Genomic DNA, 21,408 nt, shown 5'->3' with positions numbered 1-21,408 from the left:
AACGTTGCCGTTTGAAGCAAAGATATGCGCGCTAAAAGGCGCGGCGCGATGGACTGGATGCAATTGAGCGGCGAGGAATGGCAGGCGGTGCGCCTGAGCATCAAGGTGGCATTCTGGGCAATGGTCTGGAGCCTGCCGCTCGGCATCGCTATCGCGCTGCTGCTGGCGCGCGGGCAGTTCTGGGGCAAGGCCCTGCTCAACGGGCTGGTGCACCTGCCGCTTGTCCTGCCGCCCGTCGTCACCGGCTATCTGCTCTTGTTGACCTTCGGCACGCGCGGGCCGATCGGCGCCTTTCTGGCGGAGCATTTCGGGCTCGTTTTCGCCTTCCGCTGGACGGGCGCGGCGCTCGCCTGCGCGATCATGGGCTTTCCGCTGATGGTGCGCGCGATACGCCTTTCCATCGAGGCGATCGACCGGCGCATCGAGGACGCCGCCGGCACGCTCGGCGCAAACGCGGCCTGGGTCTTCCTGACCGTGACCTTGCCGCTCTCCGTGCCCGGCATCATCGCCGGCATGATCCTGTCCTTCGCCAAAGCCATGGGCGAGTTCGGGGCAACGATCACCTTCGTCTCCAACATACCGGGCGAGACCCAGACCCTGCCCTCGGCGATCTACACCTTCACCCAGGTTCCGGGCGGCGATCTCGGGGCGCTGCGCCTGACGCTCGTGTCGGTCGTCATATCGATGACGGCGCTCCTCCTGTCGGAGTGGATGGCGCAGCGCGCCAATAGAAGGCTGCATGCGCCATGACCATCGAGGTCGACGTCAGCAAGCGGTTGGGCAAGTTCGAACTCGATCTCTCCTTCGCCAGTTCCGGCAAGGTCACCGCACTGTTCGGGCCGTCCGGCGCAGGCAAGACCTCGGCCGTCAACCTGATCGCCGGGCTGGCGCGTCCCGACACGGGCCGCATCGCCGTCGGCGGCACGGTGCTGGTCGATACGTCGAAACGCATCTTCGTCCCGCGGCATCGCCGCCGTGTCGGCTATGTCTTCCAGGACGCCCGGCTGTTTCCGCATCTCACCGTCCGGCAGAACCTGCTTTATGGGCGATGGTTTTCGCGCCAACGCAGCCATTCGGTCGAATTCGACGACATCGTTGCGATGCTCGGCGTCGGCCACCTTCTGGCGCGCCGGCCGGGCGGGCTTTCGGGCGGCGAGCGCCAGCGTGTCGCCATCGGCCGGGCGCTGCTGTCGAACCCGGCATTGCTCTTGCTCGACGAACCGCTGGCCTCGCTCGACGATGCGCGCAAGGCCGAAATCATGCCCTACCTGGAACGGCTGCGCGACGAGACGCGCGTGCCCATCGTCCATGTCAGCCATTCGGTCGGCGAAGTCGCCCGGCTGGCGGATTACCTCGTGGTGCTTTCGGCCGGCCGTGCGGCGGCGGCCGGACCATTGGACGAGTTGTTGCCGCGGCTCGGCGCTTTGGGTGGATTTGAACGGCACGAGACGGGCAGCGTCGTCGATGCCGTCGTCGAGCATGACGGCGGCGAGGACGGCCTGAGCCGGCTCGCCTCGCCGCTGGGATCAATCCGTGTCGCCGGGTCGGCAGGACGCGTCGGTCGGCCGGTGCGCGTGCGCATTCGCGCGCGTGACGTGCTCGTTGCGACGCAGCGCCCCGATGGCCTCAGCGCGCTCAACATCCTTGCCGGCGTCGTCGCCGAGATCGGCAACGGCCACGGTCCGTCGATCGATGTCAGGGTCGAGTGCAACGGCGTATCGATCGCGGCGCGCATCACGCGCCACTCGGGCGCGGCCCTCGACCTCAAGGTCGGCAAGCCCGTCTTCGCCGTCGTCAAGGGCGTCGCGCTTGAACCGGGCGGCCCATCGCTCTCTTGACCATCGCTCTCTTGACCGCCAGGCGTCATGCCCGCACCATCCCAAGATAACCGGAGAAGTCGGCTTGCCGTCCATCAGCTTGCGCATCAATCTCGACCCGGAAGGCCGCATCGGTCCGGGCAAGATTGCCCTGCTCGAACATATCGCCCATCATGGCTCGATATCGGCGGCCGGCCGCGCCATGAACATGTCCTATCGCCGCGCCTGGAACCTGGTCGAAGAGATGAACGGGATGTTCGCCAGGCCGCTGGTCGAGACCAGGGCCGGCGGGGCGCAAGGCGGCGGCACACGGCTGACCTCCTTTGGCAAGCAGGTCGTCGCCCGGTTTCGCGACATCGAACAGGCCGCCAGCAAAGCCGCCGCAAACGACCTGGCCGCCCTGCAGGCTGCCCTCGATCAATCCTGATCGCCCCCGGCGTCAAACCGGTAGGCGCAACAACCATTGACCGTCCAAACAATGCTGGACCAATGGTTGGTTGTCGCAACTTCGCCGGCAAGTCTTATTATGCTAATGGTTCGTGCGTCGGGGCGCCCGCATGTCCCCGCGTTCATATCAAGAAACTCGAGGTATCATGTTGACCAATACCCTGGACGGGTCGGATAGCGGTCCTGATATGGAAACACTCGATCAGGGAATCCTGACGGGCCTGATCGGCCGGCACTTGCGCATTACACACAATGCCGTCTTTCGGCTTGCAGAACAACGTCTGCACGAATTGGGGATCACCCCGCAACAGTTCGCGCTGCTCGTCCTTGTCGAGCGCAATCCCGGATCACGGCAAAGCCTGATTGCCAAGGCCCGCGGGCTCGACAAGTCGACCCTGGTTCCCATGATCGACCGCCTGGAGCGCGAGGGACTTCTCGAACGCCGGCCGATGGCGGGCGACCGGCGCATAAAGACGATCTGGTTGACCGAAAAGGGCGCGGATCTGCTTCAGCAGGCGATCCCGGCCATTGCCGCCACCGACGAAAGCCTCGGCGCCAGCCTGACCGCAGAAGAGCGAACGGAACTGGTGCGCCTGCTCAAAAAACTGCGCCAGGACGTTTCCGAAGAGTAGACGCACGCATCACCGCTGTGGAATGAGTTGACCGACGTTCGATGTGCCTGCCCGACAGCTGATCGAACGGCCTCAAGACCCTCCACAGGGGTCGTTCCGTCCCTCAATATCGAACGCTGTTCTCATGCATCCATCCAAAGACATTTCACGCCTGATCGAGATCATGGCCGCACTGCGCACGCCCGGCACGGGCTGCCCGTGGGATCTGGAGCAGGATTTCTCCACCATCGCCCCGTACACGATCGAGGAGGCCTATGAAGTCGCCGATGCGATCGAGCGTGGCGACATCGATGATTTGCGCGAGGAACTGGGCGACCTGCTGCTGCAGGTCGTCTTTCATGCCCGCATGGCCGAAGAAGAGGGCGCGTTCGATTTCGGCGACGTGGTGGAGGCGATCACGAGCAAGATGATCCGGCGCCATCCGCATGTCTTCGGAGATGAGGAGGCGCGCGCCGCCGGCATGGCCAAGGGCATGTGGAACAGCATCAAGGAAGAGGAAAAGGCCGAGCGGCGGACCCGACGACTGGCCCGCGGCGAACCGGCCGAAGACCACGGGGCAGGCTTTCTCGACAGCGTCCCGGTCAACCTTCCGGCACTGACACGCGCCTTGAAGCTTCAGGAACGCGCCGCGCGCGTCGGCTTCGACTGGAAAGAGGCCGAACCGGTCCTCGACAAGATCGAAGAAGAGATCGGCGAGTTGCGCCAGGCGATCGCCGATGGCGATCTGAAGGCCAGCCGCGACGAGTACGGCGACGTCTTGTTCGCACTGGTGAATTTCGGCCGTCATGTCGGCATCAACGCCGAACAGGCCCTCAACGGCACCAACGCCAAGTTCCGTCGCCGCTTCCATTTCGTGGAGGCTGAGCTCAATGCGCAAAGCCGCCCGCTCGACAAAGCCTCGCTCGAGGAGATGGAAGAGTTGTGGCAGCAGGCAAAGGCCACAAAGAGCGGCTGACACGGCAGGCCAGCCGCAAGACCGCCCTCATGGGGCGGTCAGACGCCGTGTGATTTCGCGGCGGATCTCCGCTGTGGTGCGCAGCCGCAACGCGGCACCTCCATCGTCACGGTTTTCGCGCGCTAGCACGTCCGCATTGCGGTAGAGCCAATCGACATGGCGCAACTGACCGGGACCCAGATCGACGGAAAACTCCGCCAGATCACCGGCAACGCGTTGCTCCATCAGTTGCAGCAGCGTGTCGATCCCCTCGCCCGTCAGAGCCGAAACCGTGACATGCGATGGACGATCAATGGCCGTGTCGGCGTCGGAAAGCCTTTGCTGGGTCGCTGCATCGAGCCGGTCGACCTTGTTCCACACTTCGACGACGCGCCCCTCCGGCGTCGTGTCCACGCCGAGATCGCCCAGAATGCGCTCCACATCCTCGGCCTGGGCGGCGGTATCGGGATCGGAAATGTCGCGCAGATGGATGACCAGGTCGGCCTCGACCACCTCTTCGAGCGTTGCCCTGAAGGCGGCGACCAGATGCGTCGGCAGGTCGGAAATGAAGCCGACCGTGTCGGACAGGATGACGATCGTACCATGCGGCAGGCGCAGCCGGCGCAAGGTCGGATCGAGCGTGGCGAACAGCATGTCCTCGGCGAGCACGCCGGCGCCGGTGAGCCTGTTGAACAGGGTCGACTTTCCAGCATTGGTGTAGCCGACGATCGCAACCACTGGAAACGGCACCTTTTTTCGTTTGGAGCGATGCAGGTCACGCGTCCGCCGGACTGTCTCCAGTTCGCGCTTCAATCGGGTGATTCGCTCCTGCAGAAGCCGGCGGTCGGCCTCGATCTGCGTCTCGCCGGGGCCGCCGAGGAAGCCGGCACCGCCGCGCTGGCGCTCAAGGTGCGTCCAGCTTCTGACCAGGCGGCCGCGCTGATAGTTGAGATGGGCGAGTTCGACCTGCAGCGCACCTTCCCTGGTGCGCGCGCGACGGCCGAAAATTTCCAGGATGATGCCGGTGCGGTCGAGCACCTTGGCGTCGAGCGCCCTTTCCAGATTGCGCTGCTGGACTGGCGTGAGCGGGTGGTCGATGACCACCAGCTCGACGCCGACCTCCTTGATGCGGGCAGCCAGTTCGTTGATCTTGCCGCTGCCGAGCAAGGTGCCCGGACGCGGGTCGTTGATCGTGACGATCTCCGCGACGGCAGGGTCGAGGTCGATGGCGCGCGCCAGGCCGACCGCCTCTTCGAGGCGCGCAGCCGGCGTGCGGGTCAGCCGCGGCCGAACGCGATCAGTGCCGTTGTCGCGAAGAGCCCGCGGCAATTCCGGAACGATGACAGCGGCACGCGCAGTCACCTCCGGCACGGCCTGGCCGTCAGCCGTTCCGCCCTTCCCTCTCCGGCGTTCGACCGGCGATTTTTGGTTCAATCAGCCTTCCCGGCCATTTTCCTCACCATCGAACATCTGAACCGGCTGGCTCGGCATGATGGTGGAAATGGCGTGCTTGTAAACAAGTTGCGAATGGCCGTCGCGGCGCAAGAGCACACAAAAATTGTCGAACGACGTCACAACACCCGTAAGCTTCACACCGTTGATCAAAAAGATCGTCAGCGGTGTCTTGCTCTTGCGTACCGAATTGAGGAAGAGATCTTGAAGATTCTGCGACCGTTCTGCCATTCTTCTTTTCTTTCGCCGTTCGTTCTTGTCCGTGCATATCGACGCCGGCATATATTAGCGCTACCCGAATAATCCGGCAACACCCGTCGCCGAAACTGTCACGTATCGGGGTATCGTTTTCGCGCCCTACTGCGGTTATCAGGCTTGGGTTTTTTCCGCAACGTCAAAAAAGGCCTTGCGCAGGGAAAGTGCCACCGTGCCCGGATGCCCGTTGGCGACCGGATCGCCGTCGATGCGCACCACCGGCATGACCACCGTCGTCGCCGCTGTTATGAACGATTCGCGGGCCGATTTCGCCTCGGAAACAGTGAAACTGCGCTCCTCGATCGTCATGCCGAGCTTGGCCGCCACGTCGAATACCGTGGCCCGGGTAATGCCGCGCAGAATGCCATGATCGGCCGGTCTGGTGACCAGAACGCCGTCCTTGGTGACGATCCATGCATTGGTCGCCGCGCCCTCCTTCACCGTGCCATCGGCATCGATGAACCAGGCCTCCTGGGCGCCGGCCTCCTTGGCTTTCTGACGCGCCAGGACATTCGGCAACAAGCCAACCGTCTTGATGTCCACGCGGTCCCAGCGGTTTTCGGGCACGGTGATGACCGCAATGCCCGTTTCGGCCTTGCGCATCGCGGCCGCGGGGTCGGTGCGCTTGGCCGTCACCACCAGGGCCGGACGGGTCGAGGCAGCCGGAAACACGTGGTCGCGCGGGGCGACGCCACGCGTCACCTGCAGATAGACAAGGCCGTTTTCGACGCGATTGCGCCGGATGACTTCGCGCATGACCAATTCCAGTGCGTTGCGCCGCATCGGCCAGGCCATGGCCAACTCACCCAGCGAGCGGCCCAGCCGATCGAGATGGCGCGTCATGTCCATGACATAGCCGTGCGCGACCTCGCAAACCTCATAGACGCCATCGGCAAATTGATAGCCGCGATCCTCGATATGCACCGTGGCGGCCCGGTGCGGCACATAACGTCCGTTCACAAATGCAATCCGCGGCATCTGACCCCTCTGCGGTTGTGTGGAATTTGAATTGAAACTCGCGATGAGGCTCAGAAGAACTCCAGGCTGACGCGGAACATCTGCTCCACCTGGCGTACTGCCCCCTCCAGAACGAATATGACAACACGGTCACCCGGCCTGATCACCGATGCGCCGTCGGGCCGAATAGCCTTACCGTCCCGATAGACGATGCCCAGGCGCATCCCGTCAGGCAAATCCAGATCACGCAGTGGCGCGCCGACGAGCGGCGACGTCTCCAGCGCCTCGGCCTCGATGATCTCCGCCGCCCCGCGATGAATGCTGTGGACGGCGCGGATGCGCCCGCGCCGCACATGCTGCAGCACGCGCGAAATCGTCACGGACCGCGGGTTCACATAGGCGTCGATACCGAGCATGCGGGTGAAGTCGTGATAGGTCGGGTCGTTGAGCAGCGCCAGATTGGACTTGCAGCCCAGTCGTTTCGCCATGACGCTTGACAGGATATTGACCTGATCATTGTTGGTCACGGCGACCATCAGGTCGGCGTCCTGGACATCGGCCTCCAAAAGCATCTTCTGATCGAGCGCATTGCCGTGCAGCACGACGGTCCGGCGCAGCTTGTCGGCAATCGCGACGGCGCGTTGCCGCGTATCCTCGATGATCTTGACCTTCGTGTGCCTCTGGCGCGTTTCCAGCGCCTTGGCGACATATAGCCCGATATTGCCGCCGCCGGCGATGAGAATGCGCTGAACGTCCTTTTCCTCATGGCCGAACAGACCGAGCGTCCGGCGCACCTGCTCCTTTGTGGTCACCACATAGGCAAGATCGCCGGCAACCAGTTGGTCTGCCGAATGCGGAATAAACAGATGATCGTCGCGCAACACCCCCACCACAGTCGACGGCAGATCGGGAAAGAGCTCCGAAAGCTGAGACAGAGGCGTGTTGATGACCGGGCATTCCTCCAGACACTCGATGGCGACCATGGCCACCTTGTCGTCGGCGAAGCGCACGACATCGGTCGCGCCCGGCAGTGCGATTCGGCGCAGCACCATGTCGCCGACCTCGAGCTCGGGCGAGATGACCACGTCGATCGGTAGATTGTCGCGCGAGAACAGGTCCTGGTAGTGCGGCAGCAGATAGGACTGGGCGCGGATGCGCGCGATCTTCGTTGGAATGTTGAAGATCGAATGGGCGACCTGACATGCGGTCATATTGACCTCGTCATGCAAGGTCACGGCGATGAACATGTCGGCCTGCTGTGCGCCGGCGGCCTCGAGCACGTCGGGATGCGCGCCGTGTCCGACATAGCCGCGCACATCGAGCTGGTCACGGATGATGCGGATCAGCTCGGGCGACGTATCAATGACGGAAACGTCGTTGCGCTCGGCCGCCAACCGTTCGGCAATGCCGTAGCCGACCTGGCCCGCGCCGCAAATGATCACCCGCATAACTGTTTTCCCGGTTCGGTCAGACGCCCAGCGACTTCAACTTCCTGTGCAGAGCCGATCTTTCCATACCAATGAATTCGGCCGTGCGCGAGATATTGCCGCCGAACCTGTTGATCTGGGCCAACAGATATTCCTTCTCAAACAGCTCGCGGGCCTCGCGCAAGGGCAATGCCATGATGTGCTGGTCCGACTGGTTGGGCGCGCGCGGCATCACATCGCCGATCTCCGCGGGCAGCAGATCGGCCGTGATCGGCGCTTCAACGTCGTCGCCGCGCGCCAGGATCATCAGTCGTTCGACATTGTTGCGCAACTGGCGCACATTGCCCGGCCAGCCATGCGCCTGCAGCACGGCCAGCGCATCCTCGCCGACGCGGCGGTATTTGATGCCGCTCTGGCGGGCGACCTGCTTCATGAAATGGTCGACCAGATAGGGAATGTCCTCTCGCCGCTCGGCAAGCGGCGGCACCACGACCGGCACGACCGCCAGGCGGTGATAGAGGTCCTCGCGGAAGCGGCCCTCGGCGATCATCGCCTCCAGATTCTGCGCCGTGGAGGAGATGATGCGCACATCGACCTTCACGCGCTTGGCACCGCCGACACGCTCGAACTGCTGCTCCACCAGCACGCGCATGATCTTGTTCTGGGTCTCGCGCGGCATATCGGCGATCTCATCGAGATAGAGCGTGCCGCGATGCGCCTCCTCGAGCGCACCCACCTTGCGCTCGGTCCCGTTGGGCTCGGTGCCGAAGAGCTCGATTTCCATGCGTTCGGGGGTAATCGTGGCCGCGTTGAGCGAGACGAACGGGCCATCCTTGCGCGCCGACAGGGCGTGGATGGCACGAGACACCGCTTCCTTGCCCGAACCGGACGGGCCGATGATCATGACGCGGCTGTTGGTCGGCGCGATGCGTTCGATCGAATGACGAAGCTGGTTCATCGCCGGCGACATGCCGACCAGATCGAACGTATCGGGCGAGCGCTTCTTGAGATCGGACAATTCGCGCCGCAGCTTCTGCGTTTCCAGCGCGCGCTCGCAGACCAGGATCAGCCGGTCGGCCTTGAACGGCTTCTCGATGAAATCGTAGGCGCCACGCTTGATCGCAGAGACCGCCGTCTCGATCGTTCCGTGGCCGGAGATCATCACCACCGGAACGCCGGGATGGATCGTCTTGATCTCGTCGAGCAGGGCCAGGCCGTCGAGGCGCGATCCCTGCAGCCAAATGTCCAGGAAGATGAGCCGCGGAACGCGCTCGGCAATGGCGGCAAGGGCGCTGTCACCATCATGGGCCGTGCGCGTTTCATGGCCTTCATCGCTCAAAATGCCGGCGACGAGTTCACGAATGTCTTCTTCGTCGTCGACGACCAGGATGTCCGACGCCATATCAAACCTTCCGTTCAAACATCAGTTGTCTGCTCGTTTCTGTCCATTTTCGCCTCGTCCCCGACGGCCGCCGCCGGCAAGACGATGCGGATGAGCGCCCCTCGCCCTCCGTGAAATTCGGCCGGAGCGTCATGGAGCTCCAGCCGGCCTCCGTGGTCCTCAACAATCTTCTTGACGATGGCCAGACCCAACCCCGTGCCCTTGTCGCGCGTCGTCATGTAGGGCTCGAGGAGACGCTGGCGGTTTTCGCGCGGCAATCCCTTGCCGTTGTCGGCCACATCTATGGTAATCGTGTCATTTTCCCGGCGCGCGGAGATGCGCACGACACCCGGTTCGTCGGATGCGCGCGTGTCGTCCGATTCGATCGCTTCGGCGGCGTTCTTGATCAGATTGCCGAAAGCCTGGCTCATCAGCCGGCTGTCAAAAGTCCCCAGCAGCGGTTCATCACCGAAATCGCGCTCGAAAGCGATGTCGGAGCGGCTCACCTCGACCAGGAATGACGCTTCGCGCAGTGCTTCGCGCAGATCCATGGCCTGCATCGTCGGCTTGGGCATGCGCGCAAAAGCGGAGAACTCGTCGACCATGCGGCCGATATCGCCGACCTGGCGGATGATGGTTTCCGTGCACTGGTCGAAGACCTCGCGGTCCTCGGTAATGACCTTGCCGTAGCGCCGCCTGATGCGCTCGGCCGACAGTTGGATCGGCGTCAGCGGATTCTTGATTTCGTGCGCGATGCGGCGCGCCACGTCGGCCCAGGCGGTTGCCCGCTGCGCCTGGACGAGATCCGTGATGTCGTCGACCGTCACCACATAGGACGGGGCATCTTCATCCGCATCCCCCTTCTCGACCGTGATCTGGATATTGAAGGTGCGCTCGGCTCCCAATCGGAAGAACGTCACCTGATCGCGGTAGACCGATCGGCCCGAACCGCGCGCGATCTCGAACACGCTGCCCACATCTGGGAGGACGTTCTGCAATTTCTCGCCGAGCGATTTCGCCGCACGAATGCCGAGCATGGTTTCGGCCGATCGGTTGACGATGGTGATGGCGCCATCGGTGTTGACGCCGATGATTCCGGCGCTGACGCTGGCGAGCACCGCCTCGGAGAAGCGCCGGCGCTCGTCGATCTGATCCTTGGCCGCGACCAGTTCGTTGCGCTGCGACTTCAACTGCAGCAGCATCTTGTTGAACGTGTCGCCAAGCGAGGCCACGTCGCCGTCGGAGTTGCGCACCGGCACCGAAACGTCGAGATTGCCGGTCGCCACCTCGTCGGCGGCGCCGATCAATCTGCGGATCGGCCGCACGAGCCTGTCGGCAACGGCAATGCCGGTCCAGATCGCCGACAGAACAATGATGAGCGTCAGTCCCAGATAGACCAGCGCAAAGGCAAGCTGCACCGTCGCCCGGCTTGTCTCCAGATCGCGATAGTCGTCGACATTGGCGCGCACGATCTGGCGGGCACGGATGACCTCGGGATCGACCAGCCGGATCGTATACAGATAGGCGTCGTCGATCTCGCGCAGCTTGATGACGGAGCCCACGATGTTGCGCGTGCGCGGCTCGATCAGCACCGCATCGCCGCTGGCAGCATCACGCACGGAGCCCGGTGGCGGATCGGGCATCGGAAAATCGGCGCGAGTGTCGGCCCGCATGATGATCGATCCATCACCATGTACCAGCGCCGCATGGGCCAGGCCGCGCCCGACCGCCTGCTGGTTGAGCAGTTGCTGGAAACCCGTCCGGTCGAGACCGTAAAGAACCCGGTTGCGATCGAGATCGACGGCCATGGAGAGTGCGGTGTTCTGCAGATTGCGCGCGTTCTCCTGAACATAGGACTCGGCGATCGACAGGGAGGAGCCGACGATCGCCTTGGTCCTGATCTCGAACCATCGGTCCAACCCGACATCGAGCGTGATCGAGGCGACGAGGGCAACGATGATCGCCGGAATGGCGGCGACCAGGGAAAACAGGGCGACGATACGCACATGAAGTCGCGCCGCCGCCTTGCCGCGCCGCCTGGCCATGAGGATGCGATGAATCTCGCGTCCGATCAGAACGACTAGAAGCAGGATGAGCGCCGAGTTGATCGCAATCAGCGTCAGCGTGACCTGCCTCGTCGGCGCAACCGGCCCCAGGCCGACCAGGATGACGAAGGAGACGGCCGCACTGATCAGCGCGGCAATCACCGCGACGACGCCGGGCAGCGCCATCAGACGACGACCCTCCCCCGGCGCACGTGTCGCCAGATAGGAAGCTCTCGGCAGGGAATCTGTATCGGTCGCCATGGCCCACGCGAATCAAGGTCTGCGTTGCAGCAATGCAACGCAATGTGGCGATTCTGCAACTAGTGGAACGAATTTGACATTCGATACCCACTCGATGTCGCACCAGAGATCGAATGTCAAATTCAAAAGTTCCACTGGAATCATAGACTTGCTAGTGGTTCTTTTGTTTCCAATATTTGCCCTCAGAGCCGATACAAACGGGATGCAAATGTTGGAAACGAACCACTGGCATGGGAGCGCGGGGAAGAAAAATCGCCCCGTCAGCCGTGTCGCGAGGTTCTGTAGACATTGACGCCGAGCTCTCTGATCTTCTTGCGCAGCGTGTTGCGGTTGAGACCGAGCAGTTCCGCCGCGCGGATCTGGTTGCCCCTGGTGGCCGTCATCGACGCGAGCACCAGCGGGTATTCAACCTCGGCCAGCACGCGCTGATAGAGCCCGGCGGGCGGCAATTCCTCGCCGAATGACGAGAAATAGCGCTGCAGAAAATGCTCAACGGCCTGGCCGATGGAGATGTCGTCGGGCAGAGCGGAGGCCGACGCTCCAGGCGCCGGCGCACCGGCGGCGTTCAGTTCGGAATCGATGATCTCGGCGGTGATTTCATCCTGCGGATAGAGCGCCGCCAGCCGGCGAACCAGGTTCTCCAGCTCACGCACATTGCCCGGCCAGCCATAGCGCTTCAACAGGTCGACGCCCGCCGTCGATATGCGTTTCGGCTGCAGCCCCTCGCTTTCGACGGCCTTGAAGAAGTGGCGCACCAGGTCCGGCACGTCCTCGGCGCGCTCGCGCAGCGGCGGAAGCCGGAGCGGCACCACATTCAGCCGGTAGAACAGATCCTCGCGAAACAGTCCCTGATTGATCAGCGTGCGCAGATCCTTGTTGGTCGCGGCAACGATGCGCACATCGGACCTGATGGGAGTGCGGCCGCCGACGGTGGTGTACTCCCCCTGCTGCAAAACGCGCAGCAGCCTGGTTTGCGCCTCCATCGGCATGTCGCCGATCTCGTCGAGGAAAAGCGTTCCGCCCTCGGCCTGCTCGAAACGTCCCGTCGAGCGGTTCTGCGCACCCGTGAAGGCGCCCTTCTCATGACCGAAAAGTTCAGACTCGATGAGATCGCGCGGAATGGCGGCCATGTTGATGGCGACGAAAGGCCCGTTGCGGCGGCGGCCATATTCGTGCAGGGCGCGCGCCACCAGTTCCTTGCCGGTTCCCGATTCACCCGTGATCATCACGGTGAGATCGGTCTGCATCATGCGCGCCAGCATGCGGTAGATGTCCTGCATCGCGGCCGAGCGGCCGACCAGCGGCATGGATTCGGGCTGATCGTCGTTGCGCTGTTCGATCCGCTCCTGCTTGGGCTCGGACAGGGCGCGATTGACGATGTTGAGCAGCTCGGACAGGTCGAACGGCTTGGGCAGATATTCGTAGGCGCCCTTCTCCGAAGCGCGGATGGCCGTCATGAAAGTGTTCTGGGCGCTCATGACGATGACGGGAAGCTGCGGGCGCGCCTTCTTGATGCGCGGCAGCATATCGAAGGCGTTCTCGTCGGGCATCACCACGTCGGTGATGACGAGATCGCCCTCGCCCGCCGCCACCCAGCGCCACAGCGTCGCGGCATTCGAGGTTACACGCACGTCGTGACCGACCCTCGACAGTGCCTGGTTGAGCACGGTGCGGATGGCGGCGTCGTCGTCGGCGACTAGAATACTGCCGCGATTCATCGTTCACTGGCTCCTTCGTGTTCCTGGCCGGAAGCGAAACTGTCTTCCCTCCAGGCCGGCATGAGAATTCGAAAAGTCGTTCCGCGCGGCGAGGAATCGCATTCGATCACGCCACCATGTTCGCCGACGATCTTGGCCACCAGCGCCAGACCAAGCCCCGAGCCATTCTGTTTGGTGGTGATGAAGGGATCGAACAGGATCGGCAGGATGTCGTCGGGCACGCCGCCGCCATTGTCGTGGACGCAGAATTCGAGCGGCAGGGAAACGCGATCCTGCGTGCCGGGCACGGAAAGCCGGATGCCGGGACGGAAGGCGGTGGACAGCGTGATCTCGCCGCCGGGCTGGGAGCCGAGCGCCTCGGCAGCGTTTTTCACCAGGTTCAGGAAGACCTGGATGAGCTGATCGCGATTGCCGTAGACGGGCGGCAGCGAAGGATCGTAGTCCTCGACGATCTTGATGCCTTTGGCAAAGCCGTTCTGCGCGATCGCCTTCACGTGATCGAGCACCACGTGGATATTGACCGGCATGCGCTCGATGGGGCGTTCGTCGGAAAACACCTCCATCCGGTCGACCAGCGCGACGATGCGGTCGGTCTCGTCGGTGATCAGCCGTGTCAGCGCCCTGTCCTCGTCGCCGACGGCGCCTTCAAGAAGCTGCGCGGCGCCGCGGATGCCCGACAGCGGGTTCTTGATCTCGTGCGCCAGCATCGCCGCCAGGCCGGTGACCGAGCGCGCCGCGCCGCGATGCGTCATCTGGCGGTCGATCTTGTCGGCCATCGAGCGTTCCTGGAACATGACGACGACCGATCCAGGCACTTCCGGCACGGGCGCGACATAAAGATCGACCAGGCGGTCGCTTCCCAGCTTGGGCGAAGAGATGTCGACGCGATATTCGTTGACCGGCGACTGGCGCTCGCGCACCTGCTCGATCAGCGCCAGAAGCGGGCTGCCGAAGGGGATGAAGCCATCGATCGTGTTGCGCGCCAGGATGACGGCGCTCAAGCGGAAGAAGTCCTCGGCATCGGAATTGGCATAGGTGATGTAGCCCGCCTCATCGACCATGATGACGGGATGACGGATCGTGTTGAGAACGATCTGCGCCGCGTCCGGCTTCGACGACTGGGCGAGCGGTGCGGCGCTCATGCGGCTATCCTTTCCGAATTCGCGCGACCGGGCTCGGCAGCGAGCGCCCGGCGCATCAAGTCGACCACCTCGCGCGGCTCGAGCGACGTCATGATGCGCGTGCGCCACTCCCCGCTAAGCTCCGGAGCGTGACGGTCGAGATACCATCCGAGATGCTTGCGCGCGTGGCGCACGCCCGTGGCCACCCCATAGAGCGACAGCATGTCCTCGTAATGGCTCGTGACATAATCGGCACGTTCTGCCGGCGAGCGCGGCACAGCTTCTGCTGCCGATCCTTTCGCCGCCGCGGCGATCACGCCGGCAAGCCAGGGCGCACCGCAATGGCCGCGCCCGACCATGACGGCATCCGCGCCCGACCGGCGCAGCGCCTCGGCGGCATCACCAGCCGAACAAATGTCGCCATTGGCCACCACCGGTATGCGAACCGCCTGCTTGACGGCGGCGATGGCCGACCAGTCGGCCGCACCCTTGTAGAACTGGCAGCGCGTGCGCCCGTGCACGGTCACCATGGCGACGCCCGCCTGCTCGGCGCGGCGCGCCAACTCCGGCGCCACCAGCGCCGCATCGTCCCAGCCAAGCCGCATCTTGACCGTCACCGGCACGTCGACCGCCTGCACCACCGCCTCGATCAGCGCTTGCGCAAGGTCGAGATCGCGCATCAGGGCCGACCCGCAATAGCCGCCCGTCACCTTCTTGGCCGGACAGCCCATATTGATATCGACGATGTCGGCGCCCTCGGCCACCGCGATGCGCGCGCCCTCGGCCATCCAGCGCGCCTCGCGCCCGGCCAGTTGCACGACATGCAGCGGCTGCTCCGCGCGCTCCAGGCGGCGAAGCGAATCCGTGCGTCCCCGGGCCAGTTCGCCGCTCGCGATCATTTCGGAAACGACCATACCGGCACCGTGTTCATGCGCACGGGAACGAAAGGCGCGATCCGTGATGCCGGACAGCGGCGCCAAGAAAACCCGATTTGGAATTGTCGTTCTGCCCAACGCCAATGGCGCTGCAAGATCAGCGATTTCAAACATGCACAAAAACCGCGCAAATCACTCTTTTGCTTATTCAGTAGACATTCTGCATCGATGTTGCAATGCAGAATTCCGCACCAACGGCTCAACCCGACGAAATTTCTGGCCATGCCAGCAATGGACGATTAAGCGTGACGCATCCGACACGAGGATCGACATGCCCAGCGGCCAGCCCGACGAAATTGCAGCCGTCATCGTCGCCGCAGGGCGCGGTGAACGGGCCGGACATTCAGCCGACGGGCCGAAGCAATACCGATCGATCGGCGGCAAGGCCATACTCAAACATACGCTCGATGCCTTCGCCTCTCACCCGGCGATCGGCAGGATCGTCGTCGCCATTCACGCCGACGACCGTGCGCTCTTCGAGGCGACTGCCGACGACATGGGCGGCCGTATTCAGGTGGTGACAGGCGGGCCGACGCGCCAGGCCTCGACGCTCAAGGCCTTGCAGGCCCTGCAAGCCCCCGCTCCGCGTTCCGTGCTCATTCACGACGGCGTGCGTCCATTTGTCGACCACGCGGTGATCGGCCGCGTGATCGATGCGCTGTCGGCGCAGAGCGGCGCCCTGCCGGCGCTCGCCGTCTCCGACACGCTCAAGCGCGCCGGCGAATCCGGAATGATTGAAGGCACGGTCGATCGCCAGGGCCTTTTCGCCGCGCAAACCCCGCAGGGCTTTCCCTTCGCCGTCATACTCGACGCCCACGAGAAGGCGGCGGCACAAGACCGGCAGGATTTCACCGACGACGCGGCAATCGCCGAATGGGCCGGGCTCGATGTGCGCGTCGTCGAGGGTTCGCCCGACAATGTCAAACTGACCTGGGCGCGCGACATCGCAATGGCAGATGAGAGGTTGGCGGGCAGCATGACGAATTTTCCCGATGTGCGAACCGGCAATGGCTACGACGTCCATTCATTCGAACCGGGCGACCATGTCACGCTGTGCGGCGTGGCGATCCCGCATCATGCGAAGCTGTCGGGCCATTCAGACGCCGATGTCGGGCTTCACGCACTGACGGACGCGCTTCTGGCGACCTGCGGCGAAGGCGATATCGGAACGCATTTCCCACCGTCGGACCCGCAATGGCGCGGCGCGGCCTCGCACATCTTCGCAGAGCATGCAGCCGGTATCGTGCGTTCGAAGGGCGGGCGCATCGCCAATGCCGACATCACGCTCATCTGCGAGGCGCCGAAGATCGGTCCGCATCGCGCCGCCATGCAGGACGCGATCGCACGCATGCTCGGCATCGCCGCCGAGCGGATCTCAATCAAGGCGACGACGAACGAAAAGCTCGGCTTTGTCGGCCGCGAGGAAGGCATCGCGGCGATCGCGACGGCGAGCGTCGTCTATCCAGGGAGCCTCGCCGAATGAACGGGATCGAACCATTGGCGCGCGACGTTCTGGCGGCATGCACCGAACGCGGCATCATGCTGGCGACCGCCGAATCGTGCACCGGCGGCATGATCGTCGCCGCGTTGACCGACATTGCCGGCTCGTCCACCGCCGTCGACCGCGGCTTCGTCACCTATTCCAACGAGGCCAAGCGCGAGATGCTGGGCGTGCGGGCGGCCACGCTCGAAACGCATGGCGCGGTATCGCGCGAGACCGCGCTTGAAATGGCCTCCGGCGCCGTGGCCCACTCCCGCGCGTCCATCGCAGTTGCCGTGACCGGCGTTGCCGGACCCGGCGGCGGCTCGGCGGAAAAGCCGGTCGGGCTCGTCTGGTTCGGACTTGCCCATGGCGACGAAGTGATTGCCGAACAGCGGCAGTTCGACGACCGGGGCCGCGCCTTCATACGGCGCGAGACGGTGCGCACGGCGTTGGAATTGATGCTCAAGATGCTGAGGCGCGCCGGATAGATTTATTGGAACATGTACCTTTCGCTCAAACGATTCCGTTTGAGCGGGACATGCTCGGGCCGTAAATCTCGTCGGCGCGCGTTTCGAACGCCGAGGAGAACATGCGGAATGCGCGGTCGAACATGGCGCCCATCATCGCACCGAGAATGCGGCTCTTGAACTCGTAGTCGATGAAGAAATGGATGATCGTGCCGCCCTTGCCGTCCGGCTCGAAGCGCCATTTGTTGTCGAGATAGCGAAACGGCCCGTCGAGATATTTGACGTTGATGGCGCAATCGGCCGCGCGCGCGATCACCTGGCTGGTGAAGGTCTCGCGAAGCGCCTTGTAGCCGACGGTCATGTCGGCGATCGCGATCGTCACCCCGTGGCCTTCCTTGCGCGAACGCACGCTGAGCGCCTCGCACATCGGCACGAATTCGGGGTAGCGCTCGATGTCGGCGACGAGCGCGAACATTTTCTCCGGCGGATGGGGCACTTGGCGTTCTGTTTCGAATTTGGGCATGATTGGTGGTTTCAGGCGCTGCCAGCCGGAACCTTCTTCTCGCGCGCCGCCTTCAGCTTGGCAAAATCCTCGCCGGCATGGTGCGAAGAACGCGTAAGCGGGCTCGATGAGACCATCAGGAAACCCTTGGTGTAGGCCACCGTCTCGTAGGACTTGAACGCGTCCGGGGTGACGAACGTCTTCACCGGATGGTGCTTCTTCGTCGGCTGCAGATACTGGCCGATGGTCAGGAAGTCGACATCGGCGGTCCTGAGGTCGTCCATGAGCTGCAGCACCTCGTTGCGCTCCTCGCCGAGCCCGACCATGATGCCGGACTTGGTGAACATCGTCGGATCGAGTTCCTTGACCCGCTGCAGGAGCCGGATCGAGTGGAAATAGCGCGCACCTGGCCTGACCGTCAGATAGTTCGACGGAACGGTCTCGAGGTTGTGATTGAATACGTCCGGCCTTGCGGCAACGACCACTTCCAATGCGCCATCCTTGCGCAGAAAATCAGGCGTGAGAATTTCAATGGTCGTGCCGGGAGCACGGTCACGAATGGCATGGATGACGTCTGCGAAATGCTGCGCGCCGCCGTCAGCAAGATCATCGCGGTCAACCGACGTGATGACGACGTGGTTGAGTTCCATCTTGGCGACCGCCTTGGCGACGCTTTCGGGTTCCGATCCGTCGAGCGGCAGCGGCCTGCCGGTGGCGACGTTGCAAAACGCGCAGGCGCGCGTGCAGATCTCGCCCATGATCATGAAGGTGGCGTGCTTCTTGTCCCAGCATTCGCCGATATTGGGGCAGCCCGCCTCCTCGCACACCGTCACCAGATTGTGCTCGCGCACGATCTGGCGCGTCTCGGAATAGCCCTTGGAAACCGGTGCGCGCACGCGGATCCAGTCGGGCTTGCGCAGCACCTCCTGGTCCGGGCGATGCGCCTTTTCGGGATGGCGCAGCCTGGGACGGGGTGAAACGGTATCGAGTACGGTGACCATGGAATTTCCTAGATCGGTTCATCGCTTCGCAGTTCCGGACGGATATCCGATTGCCCGGAATTGCTTCTAGTTTCGTGCGCCCTTTTGCGAGCGGCCAAAGAACCAAAGGATGAGGACGGCGCCGGCAATCGCCACGACCAGATTGCCCAAAAAGCCCTGATAATGGATTCCGATCAGGCTCGCCAGCGTTCCGCCGACGAATGAGCCGGCAATGCCAACGAGGATGTTGGTCAACAGGCCGTGGTCGCGGTTCATCGTGCGCTCGGCCACGTAGCCGGCGAGAAAGCCGACCAGCAGCATGCCGAAGAAGCCGACGCCCGGCATGCCCATGATTCCCATGCTTTGATCCATCGTCAGCTCCTCTTGCCGGACATGGCCGCCGTCACAATGACGCAGTTTTCCGGAACCGAATATATGGCGCCCGGCCGGGCCTTAACACCCCCGGCGGACAGGCGCGCCGCCGCTTCACATGTTCAACGCCCGGCCATAGGCGTCGAGCACGCTTTCCTTCATCGTTTCCGACAGGGTCGGGTGCGGGAAGATCGTGTGCATCAGCTCTTCCTCCGTCGTCTCCAGGTTCATGGCGACGACGAAGCCCTGGATGAGCTCGGTCACCTCGGCGCCCACCATATGGGCACCGAGAAGCTGGCCCGTCTTCCTGTCGAAGATCGTCTTGACCAGGCCCTGGTCCTCGCCGAGCGCGATGGCCTTGCCGTTGGCGACGAAGGGGAAGCGTCCGACACGGATATCGTGGCCGGCCTCCTTTGCCTTGGCTTCGGTCAGACCGACCGAGGCGACCTGGGGCTGGCAATAGGTGCAGCCCGGCACGAGCGATTTGTCCAGCGGGTGAAGGCCCGGCAATCCGGCGATCTTCTCGACACAGACGACGCCCTCGTGCTCGGCCTTGTGGGCCAGCATCGGCGGGCCGGCGACGTCGCCGATGGCATAGAGGCCGGGCACATTGGTGCGGCACCATTCGTCGATCGCGACGCAGTCGCGGTCCGTCTTCACGCCCAGCTCTTCCAGGCCGAGATTTTCAATGTTGCCCTGCACGCCGACGGCTGAAATCATCCGATCTGCAGTGATCTTCTCCACCTTGCCGCCCTTTGTCTCGACATGGGCGGTGACGGAATTGCCACCTTTCTCGACCTTCGTCACCTTGGCATCGAGCAGGATCTTCATGCCCTGCTTCTCGAACCGCTTCTGGGCGAATTTCGAGATCTCGGCGTCCTCGACCGGCATGACCTGCGGCAACAGTTCCACCACCGTTACCTCGACGCCGAGCGTTCGGTAGAAGCTGGCGAACTCGATGCCGATGGCGCCCGAGCCCATGACGATGAGCGACTTCGGCATTTCCTTCGGCACGAGGGCCTCGAAATAGGTCCAGATGAGCTTGCCGTCGGGCTCGATGCCCGGCAGCACACGCGGCCGGGCGCCGGTCGCCAGAATGATGTGCTTGGCCGTATAGTTTCCCTCGCCCTTGATGTTCTTCGGGAGGGGCGCCTGCGGCTCCATCGGCTTCTTCGACGGCTTGGAAACGGTGATTTCGCCCGGCTTGGTCAGCTTCGCCTCGCCCCAGATGACGTCGACCTTGTTCTTCTTCATCAGCATGCCGACGCCGCCATTCATGCGCTCGGCCACGCCGCGCGAGCGCTCGACGATCGCCTTCAGGTCCGCCTTCACCGTACCTTCGATCGTCAGGCCGTAGCTCTTGGCGTCCTCGGCATAGTGCATGATCTCGGCCGAGCGCAGCAGCGCCTTGGTCGGGATGCAGCCCCAGTTGCAGCAGATGCCGCCCAGATGCTCGCGCTCGACGATCGCCGTCTTGAAGCCGAGCTGCGCCGAACGCACCGCCGTCACATAGCCGCCGGGGCCGGAGCCGATGATGATGACATCGTAGTTGTCGGCCACTTTGATCTCCTTGCTTGTCACATGCCCAGCATCACGCGCACGATCGGCTCGAGACCGCGACCGATGGCACGTGTGTTGTCGGCATCGAGATGGACACCGTCGGCCGGGCTCGTCACAGCCACCGATCCGGCGTCGAAAAAGCCGCACCCTTCAATGTCGGCGAGATCGGAATAAAGGCTCGCCAGCATTTGCGACTGCCTGATCCCGCCGGCGAACAGGGCTGCGAAATCCGGGTCCGCCGTCTCGCACAGGGCGGGCGGCGACATGATGAGGATTTCGGGCGGCTCGGCGTCCAGCGGATAGTCATGCCCGCGCACGATGTCGATCAGGCGCTGCATGCCTTGCTTGGCGCCGATCGCATGGCCGCAGATGAAGGGTTTCATGTCATTGGTGCCGAGCATCAGGATGACGAGGTCGAGCGGCGCATGGGTCATCAGCAGCGTCGGCAGGGTGCGCGCGCCATTGCGATCGGCGCCGGCGGCAAAATCATCGAAAACGGTCGTGCGTCCGTTGAGCCCTTCAGCGATCACATGGACGTCCGCGCCGAGCGCGGCCTCGAGGGCATTCGGCCAGCGATCGTGCAAGGCATGGCGTCCCGGCCCACGCGGATCGTAGCCCCAGGTCAGCGAATCGCCATAGCAGAGGATGGTCTTCATGCTGTC

At 63.6% G+C, this 21,408-nt stretch carries 21 protein-coding genes; 7 read left to right on the top strand and 14 right to left on the bottom strand.

Features of this window, described 5'->3' with window-relative positions:
• Positions 1–48: 48 nt before the first annotated feature.
• From modB to mazG, 5 genes are all read left to right on the top strand, one after another.
• A complete protein-coding gene (gene modB, locus GM909_RS21265; RefSeq protein WP_157019268.1) occupies positions 49–750 on the top strand; it encodes a molybdate ABC transporter permease subunit in 702 nt (233 codons plus the stop codon).
• Complete coding sequence (gene modC / locus GM909_RS21260; protein ID WP_157019232.1) at positions 747–1,838, top strand: molybdenum ABC transporter ATP-binding protein; 1,092 nt, start codon at positions 747–749, stop codon at positions 1,836–1,838. The genes modB and modC overlap by 4 nt, the downstream gene beginning before the upstream one ends.
• Positions 1,839–1,902: 64 nt before the next feature.
• Positions 1,903–2,244, top strand: a complete 342-nt coding sequence (locus tag GM909_RS21255; protein WP_157019231.1) for a winged helix-turn-helix domain-containing protein — start codon at positions 1,903–1,905, stop codon at positions 2,242–2,244.
• Between the two features lie 166 nt (positions 2,245–2,410).
• Complete coding sequence (locus GM909_RS21250) at positions 2,411–2,896, top strand: MarR family winged helix-turn-helix transcriptional regulator (protein WP_198174339.1); 486 nt, start codon at positions 2,411–2,413, stop codon at positions 2,894–2,896.
• 124 nt (positions 2,897–3,020) lie between these two features.
• Positions 3,021–3,851: a nucleoside triphosphate pyrophosphohydrolase gene (gene mazG, locus GM909_RS21245; RefSeq protein WP_157019229.1), complete on the top strand. Its 831-nt coding sequence runs from the start codon at positions 3,021–3,023 to the stop codon at positions 3,849–3,851.
• Between the two features lie 27 nt (positions 3,852–3,878).
• Here mazG and hflX read toward each other — a convergent pair whose 3' ends face one another.
• From hflX to dusB, 9 genes are all read right to left on the bottom strand, one after another.
• Complete coding sequence (gene hflX, locus GM909_RS21240; RefSeq protein ID WP_157019228.1) at positions 3,879–5,264, bottom strand: GTPase HflX; 1,386 nt, start codon at positions 5,262–5,264, stop codon at positions 3,879–3,881.
• Positions 5,265–5,513: an RNA chaperone Hfq gene (hfq, locus tag GM909_RS21235; RefSeq protein WP_198174338.1), complete on the bottom strand. Its 249-nt coding sequence runs from the start codon at positions 5,511–5,513 to the stop codon at positions 5,265–5,267.
• 138 nt (positions 5,514–5,651) lie between these two features.
• The gene (locus GM909_RS21230) at positions 5,652–6,515 is read right to left on the bottom strand and encodes a D-amino-acid transaminase (protein ID WP_157019226.1); all 864 of its coding nucleotides are present in this window, start codon (positions 6,513–6,515) and stop codon (positions 5,652–5,654) included.
• Positions 6,516–6,565: 50 nt separating this feature from the next.
• Positions 6,566–7,942, bottom strand: coding sequence for a Trk system potassium transporter TrkA (gene trkA / locus GM909_RS21225; protein WP_157019225.1), 1,377 nt, complete (start codon positions 7,940–7,942; stop codon positions 6,566–6,568).
• A gap of 19 nt (positions 7,943–7,961) precedes the next feature.
• On the bottom strand, positions 7,962–9,323 hold the full coding sequence (ntrX, locus tag GM909_RS21220) for a nitrogen assimilation response regulator NtrX (RefSeq protein WP_157019224.1): 1,362 nt from the start codon (positions 9,321–9,323) through the stop codon (positions 7,962–7,964).
• Between the two features lie 14 nt (positions 9,324–9,337).
• The gene (locus tag GM909_RS21215; protein ID WP_157019223.1) at positions 9,338–11,608 is read right to left on the bottom strand and encodes a sensor histidine kinase NtrY-like; all 2,271 of its coding nucleotides are present in this window, start codon (positions 11,606–11,608) and stop codon (positions 9,338–9,340) included.
• Positions 11,609–11,868: 260 nt separating this feature from the next.
• Positions 11,869–13,326, bottom strand: a complete 1,458-nt coding sequence (ntrC, locus tag GM909_RS21210; protein ID WP_157019222.1) for a nitrogen regulation protein NR(I) — start codon at positions 13,324–13,326, stop codon at positions 11,869–11,871.
• A complete protein-coding gene (locus GM909_RS21205; RefSeq protein WP_157019221.1) occupies positions 13,323–14,468 on the bottom strand; it encodes a two-component system sensor histidine kinase NtrB in 1,146 nt (381 codons plus the stop codon). Before GM909_RS21205 ends, ntrC begins: the two co-directional genes overlap by 4 nt.
• On the bottom strand, positions 14,465–15,496 hold the full coding sequence (gene dusB, locus GM909_RS21200) for a tRNA dihydrouridine synthase DusB (protein ID WP_157019220.1): 1,032 nt from the start codon (positions 15,494–15,496) through the stop codon (positions 14,465–14,467). Before dusB ends, GM909_RS21205 begins: the two co-directional genes overlap by 4 nt.
• 157 nt (positions 15,497–15,653) lie before the next feature.
• Here dusB and GM909_RS21195 point away from each other — a divergent pair, with 157 nt between their 5' ends.
• Both GM909_RS21195 and GM909_RS21190 read left to right on the top strand, forming a co-directional pair.
• Positions 15,654–16,865, top strand: a complete 1,212-nt coding sequence (locus GM909_RS21195; RefSeq protein ID WP_157019219.1) for a bifunctional 2-C-methyl-D-erythritol 4-phosphate cytidylyltransferase/2-C-methyl-D-erythritol 2,4-cyclodiphosphate synthase — start codon at positions 15,654–15,656, stop codon at positions 16,863–16,865.
• Complete coding sequence (locus GM909_RS21190; RefSeq protein WP_157019218.1) at positions 16,862–17,353, top strand: CinA family protein; 492 nt, start codon at positions 16,862–16,864, stop codon at positions 17,351–17,353. The genes GM909_RS21195 and GM909_RS21190 overlap by 4 nt, the downstream gene beginning before the upstream one ends.
• Positions 17,354–17,378: 25 nt before the next feature.
• Here GM909_RS21190 and GM909_RS21185 read toward each other — a convergent pair whose 3' ends face one another.
• The 5 genes from GM909_RS21185 to GM909_RS21165 form a co-directional block, all read right to left on the bottom strand.
• Positions 17,379–17,855, bottom strand: coding sequence for a type II toxin-antitoxin system RatA family toxin (locus GM909_RS21185; protein ID WP_157019217.1), 477 nt, complete (start codon positions 17,853–17,855; stop codon positions 17,379–17,381).
• An 11-nt stretch (positions 17,856–17,866) separates the two neighbouring features.
• Positions 17,867–18,835 carry a lipoyl synthase gene (gene lipA, locus GM909_RS21180; RefSeq protein WP_157019216.1) on the bottom strand — a complete coding sequence of 323 codons (969 nt, stop codon included), beginning with the start codon at positions 18,833–18,835 and terminating at the stop codon, positions 17,867–17,869.
• A 66-nt stretch (positions 18,836–18,901) separates the two neighbouring features.
• Positions 18,902–19,186, bottom strand: a complete 285-nt coding sequence (locus GM909_RS21175; RefSeq protein WP_157019215.1) for a GlsB/YeaQ/YmgE family stress response membrane protein — start codon at positions 19,184–19,186, stop codon at positions 18,902–18,904.
• A 114-nt stretch (positions 19,187–19,300) separates the two neighbouring features.
• Positions 19,301–20,746 carry a dihydrolipoyl dehydrogenase gene (gene lpdA / locus GM909_RS21170; RefSeq protein WP_157019214.1) on the bottom strand — a complete coding sequence of 482 codons (1,446 nt, stop codon included), beginning with the start codon at positions 20,744–20,746 and terminating at the stop codon, positions 19,301–19,303.
• 17 nt (positions 20,747–20,763) lie between these two features.
• Entirely contained in the window at positions 20,764–21,402 is a 639-nt protein-coding gene (locus tag GM909_RS21165; RefSeq protein WP_157019213.1) for an SGNH/GDSL hydrolase family protein, read from the bottom strand.
• Positions 21,403–21,408: the final 6 nt, after the last annotated feature.

The sequence above is a fragment of the Mesorhizobium xinjiangense genome (assembly GCF_009749525.1).
In the GTDB taxonomy this organism is placed as follows: Bacteria; Pseudomonadota; Alphaproteobacteria; order Rhizobiales; family Rhizobiaceae; genus Mangrovimarina; species Mangrovimarina xinjiangensis.
The sequence above is the reverse complement of the archived record's forward strand: the minus strand, read 5'-3'. Positions and strand labels throughout refer to the sequence as shown.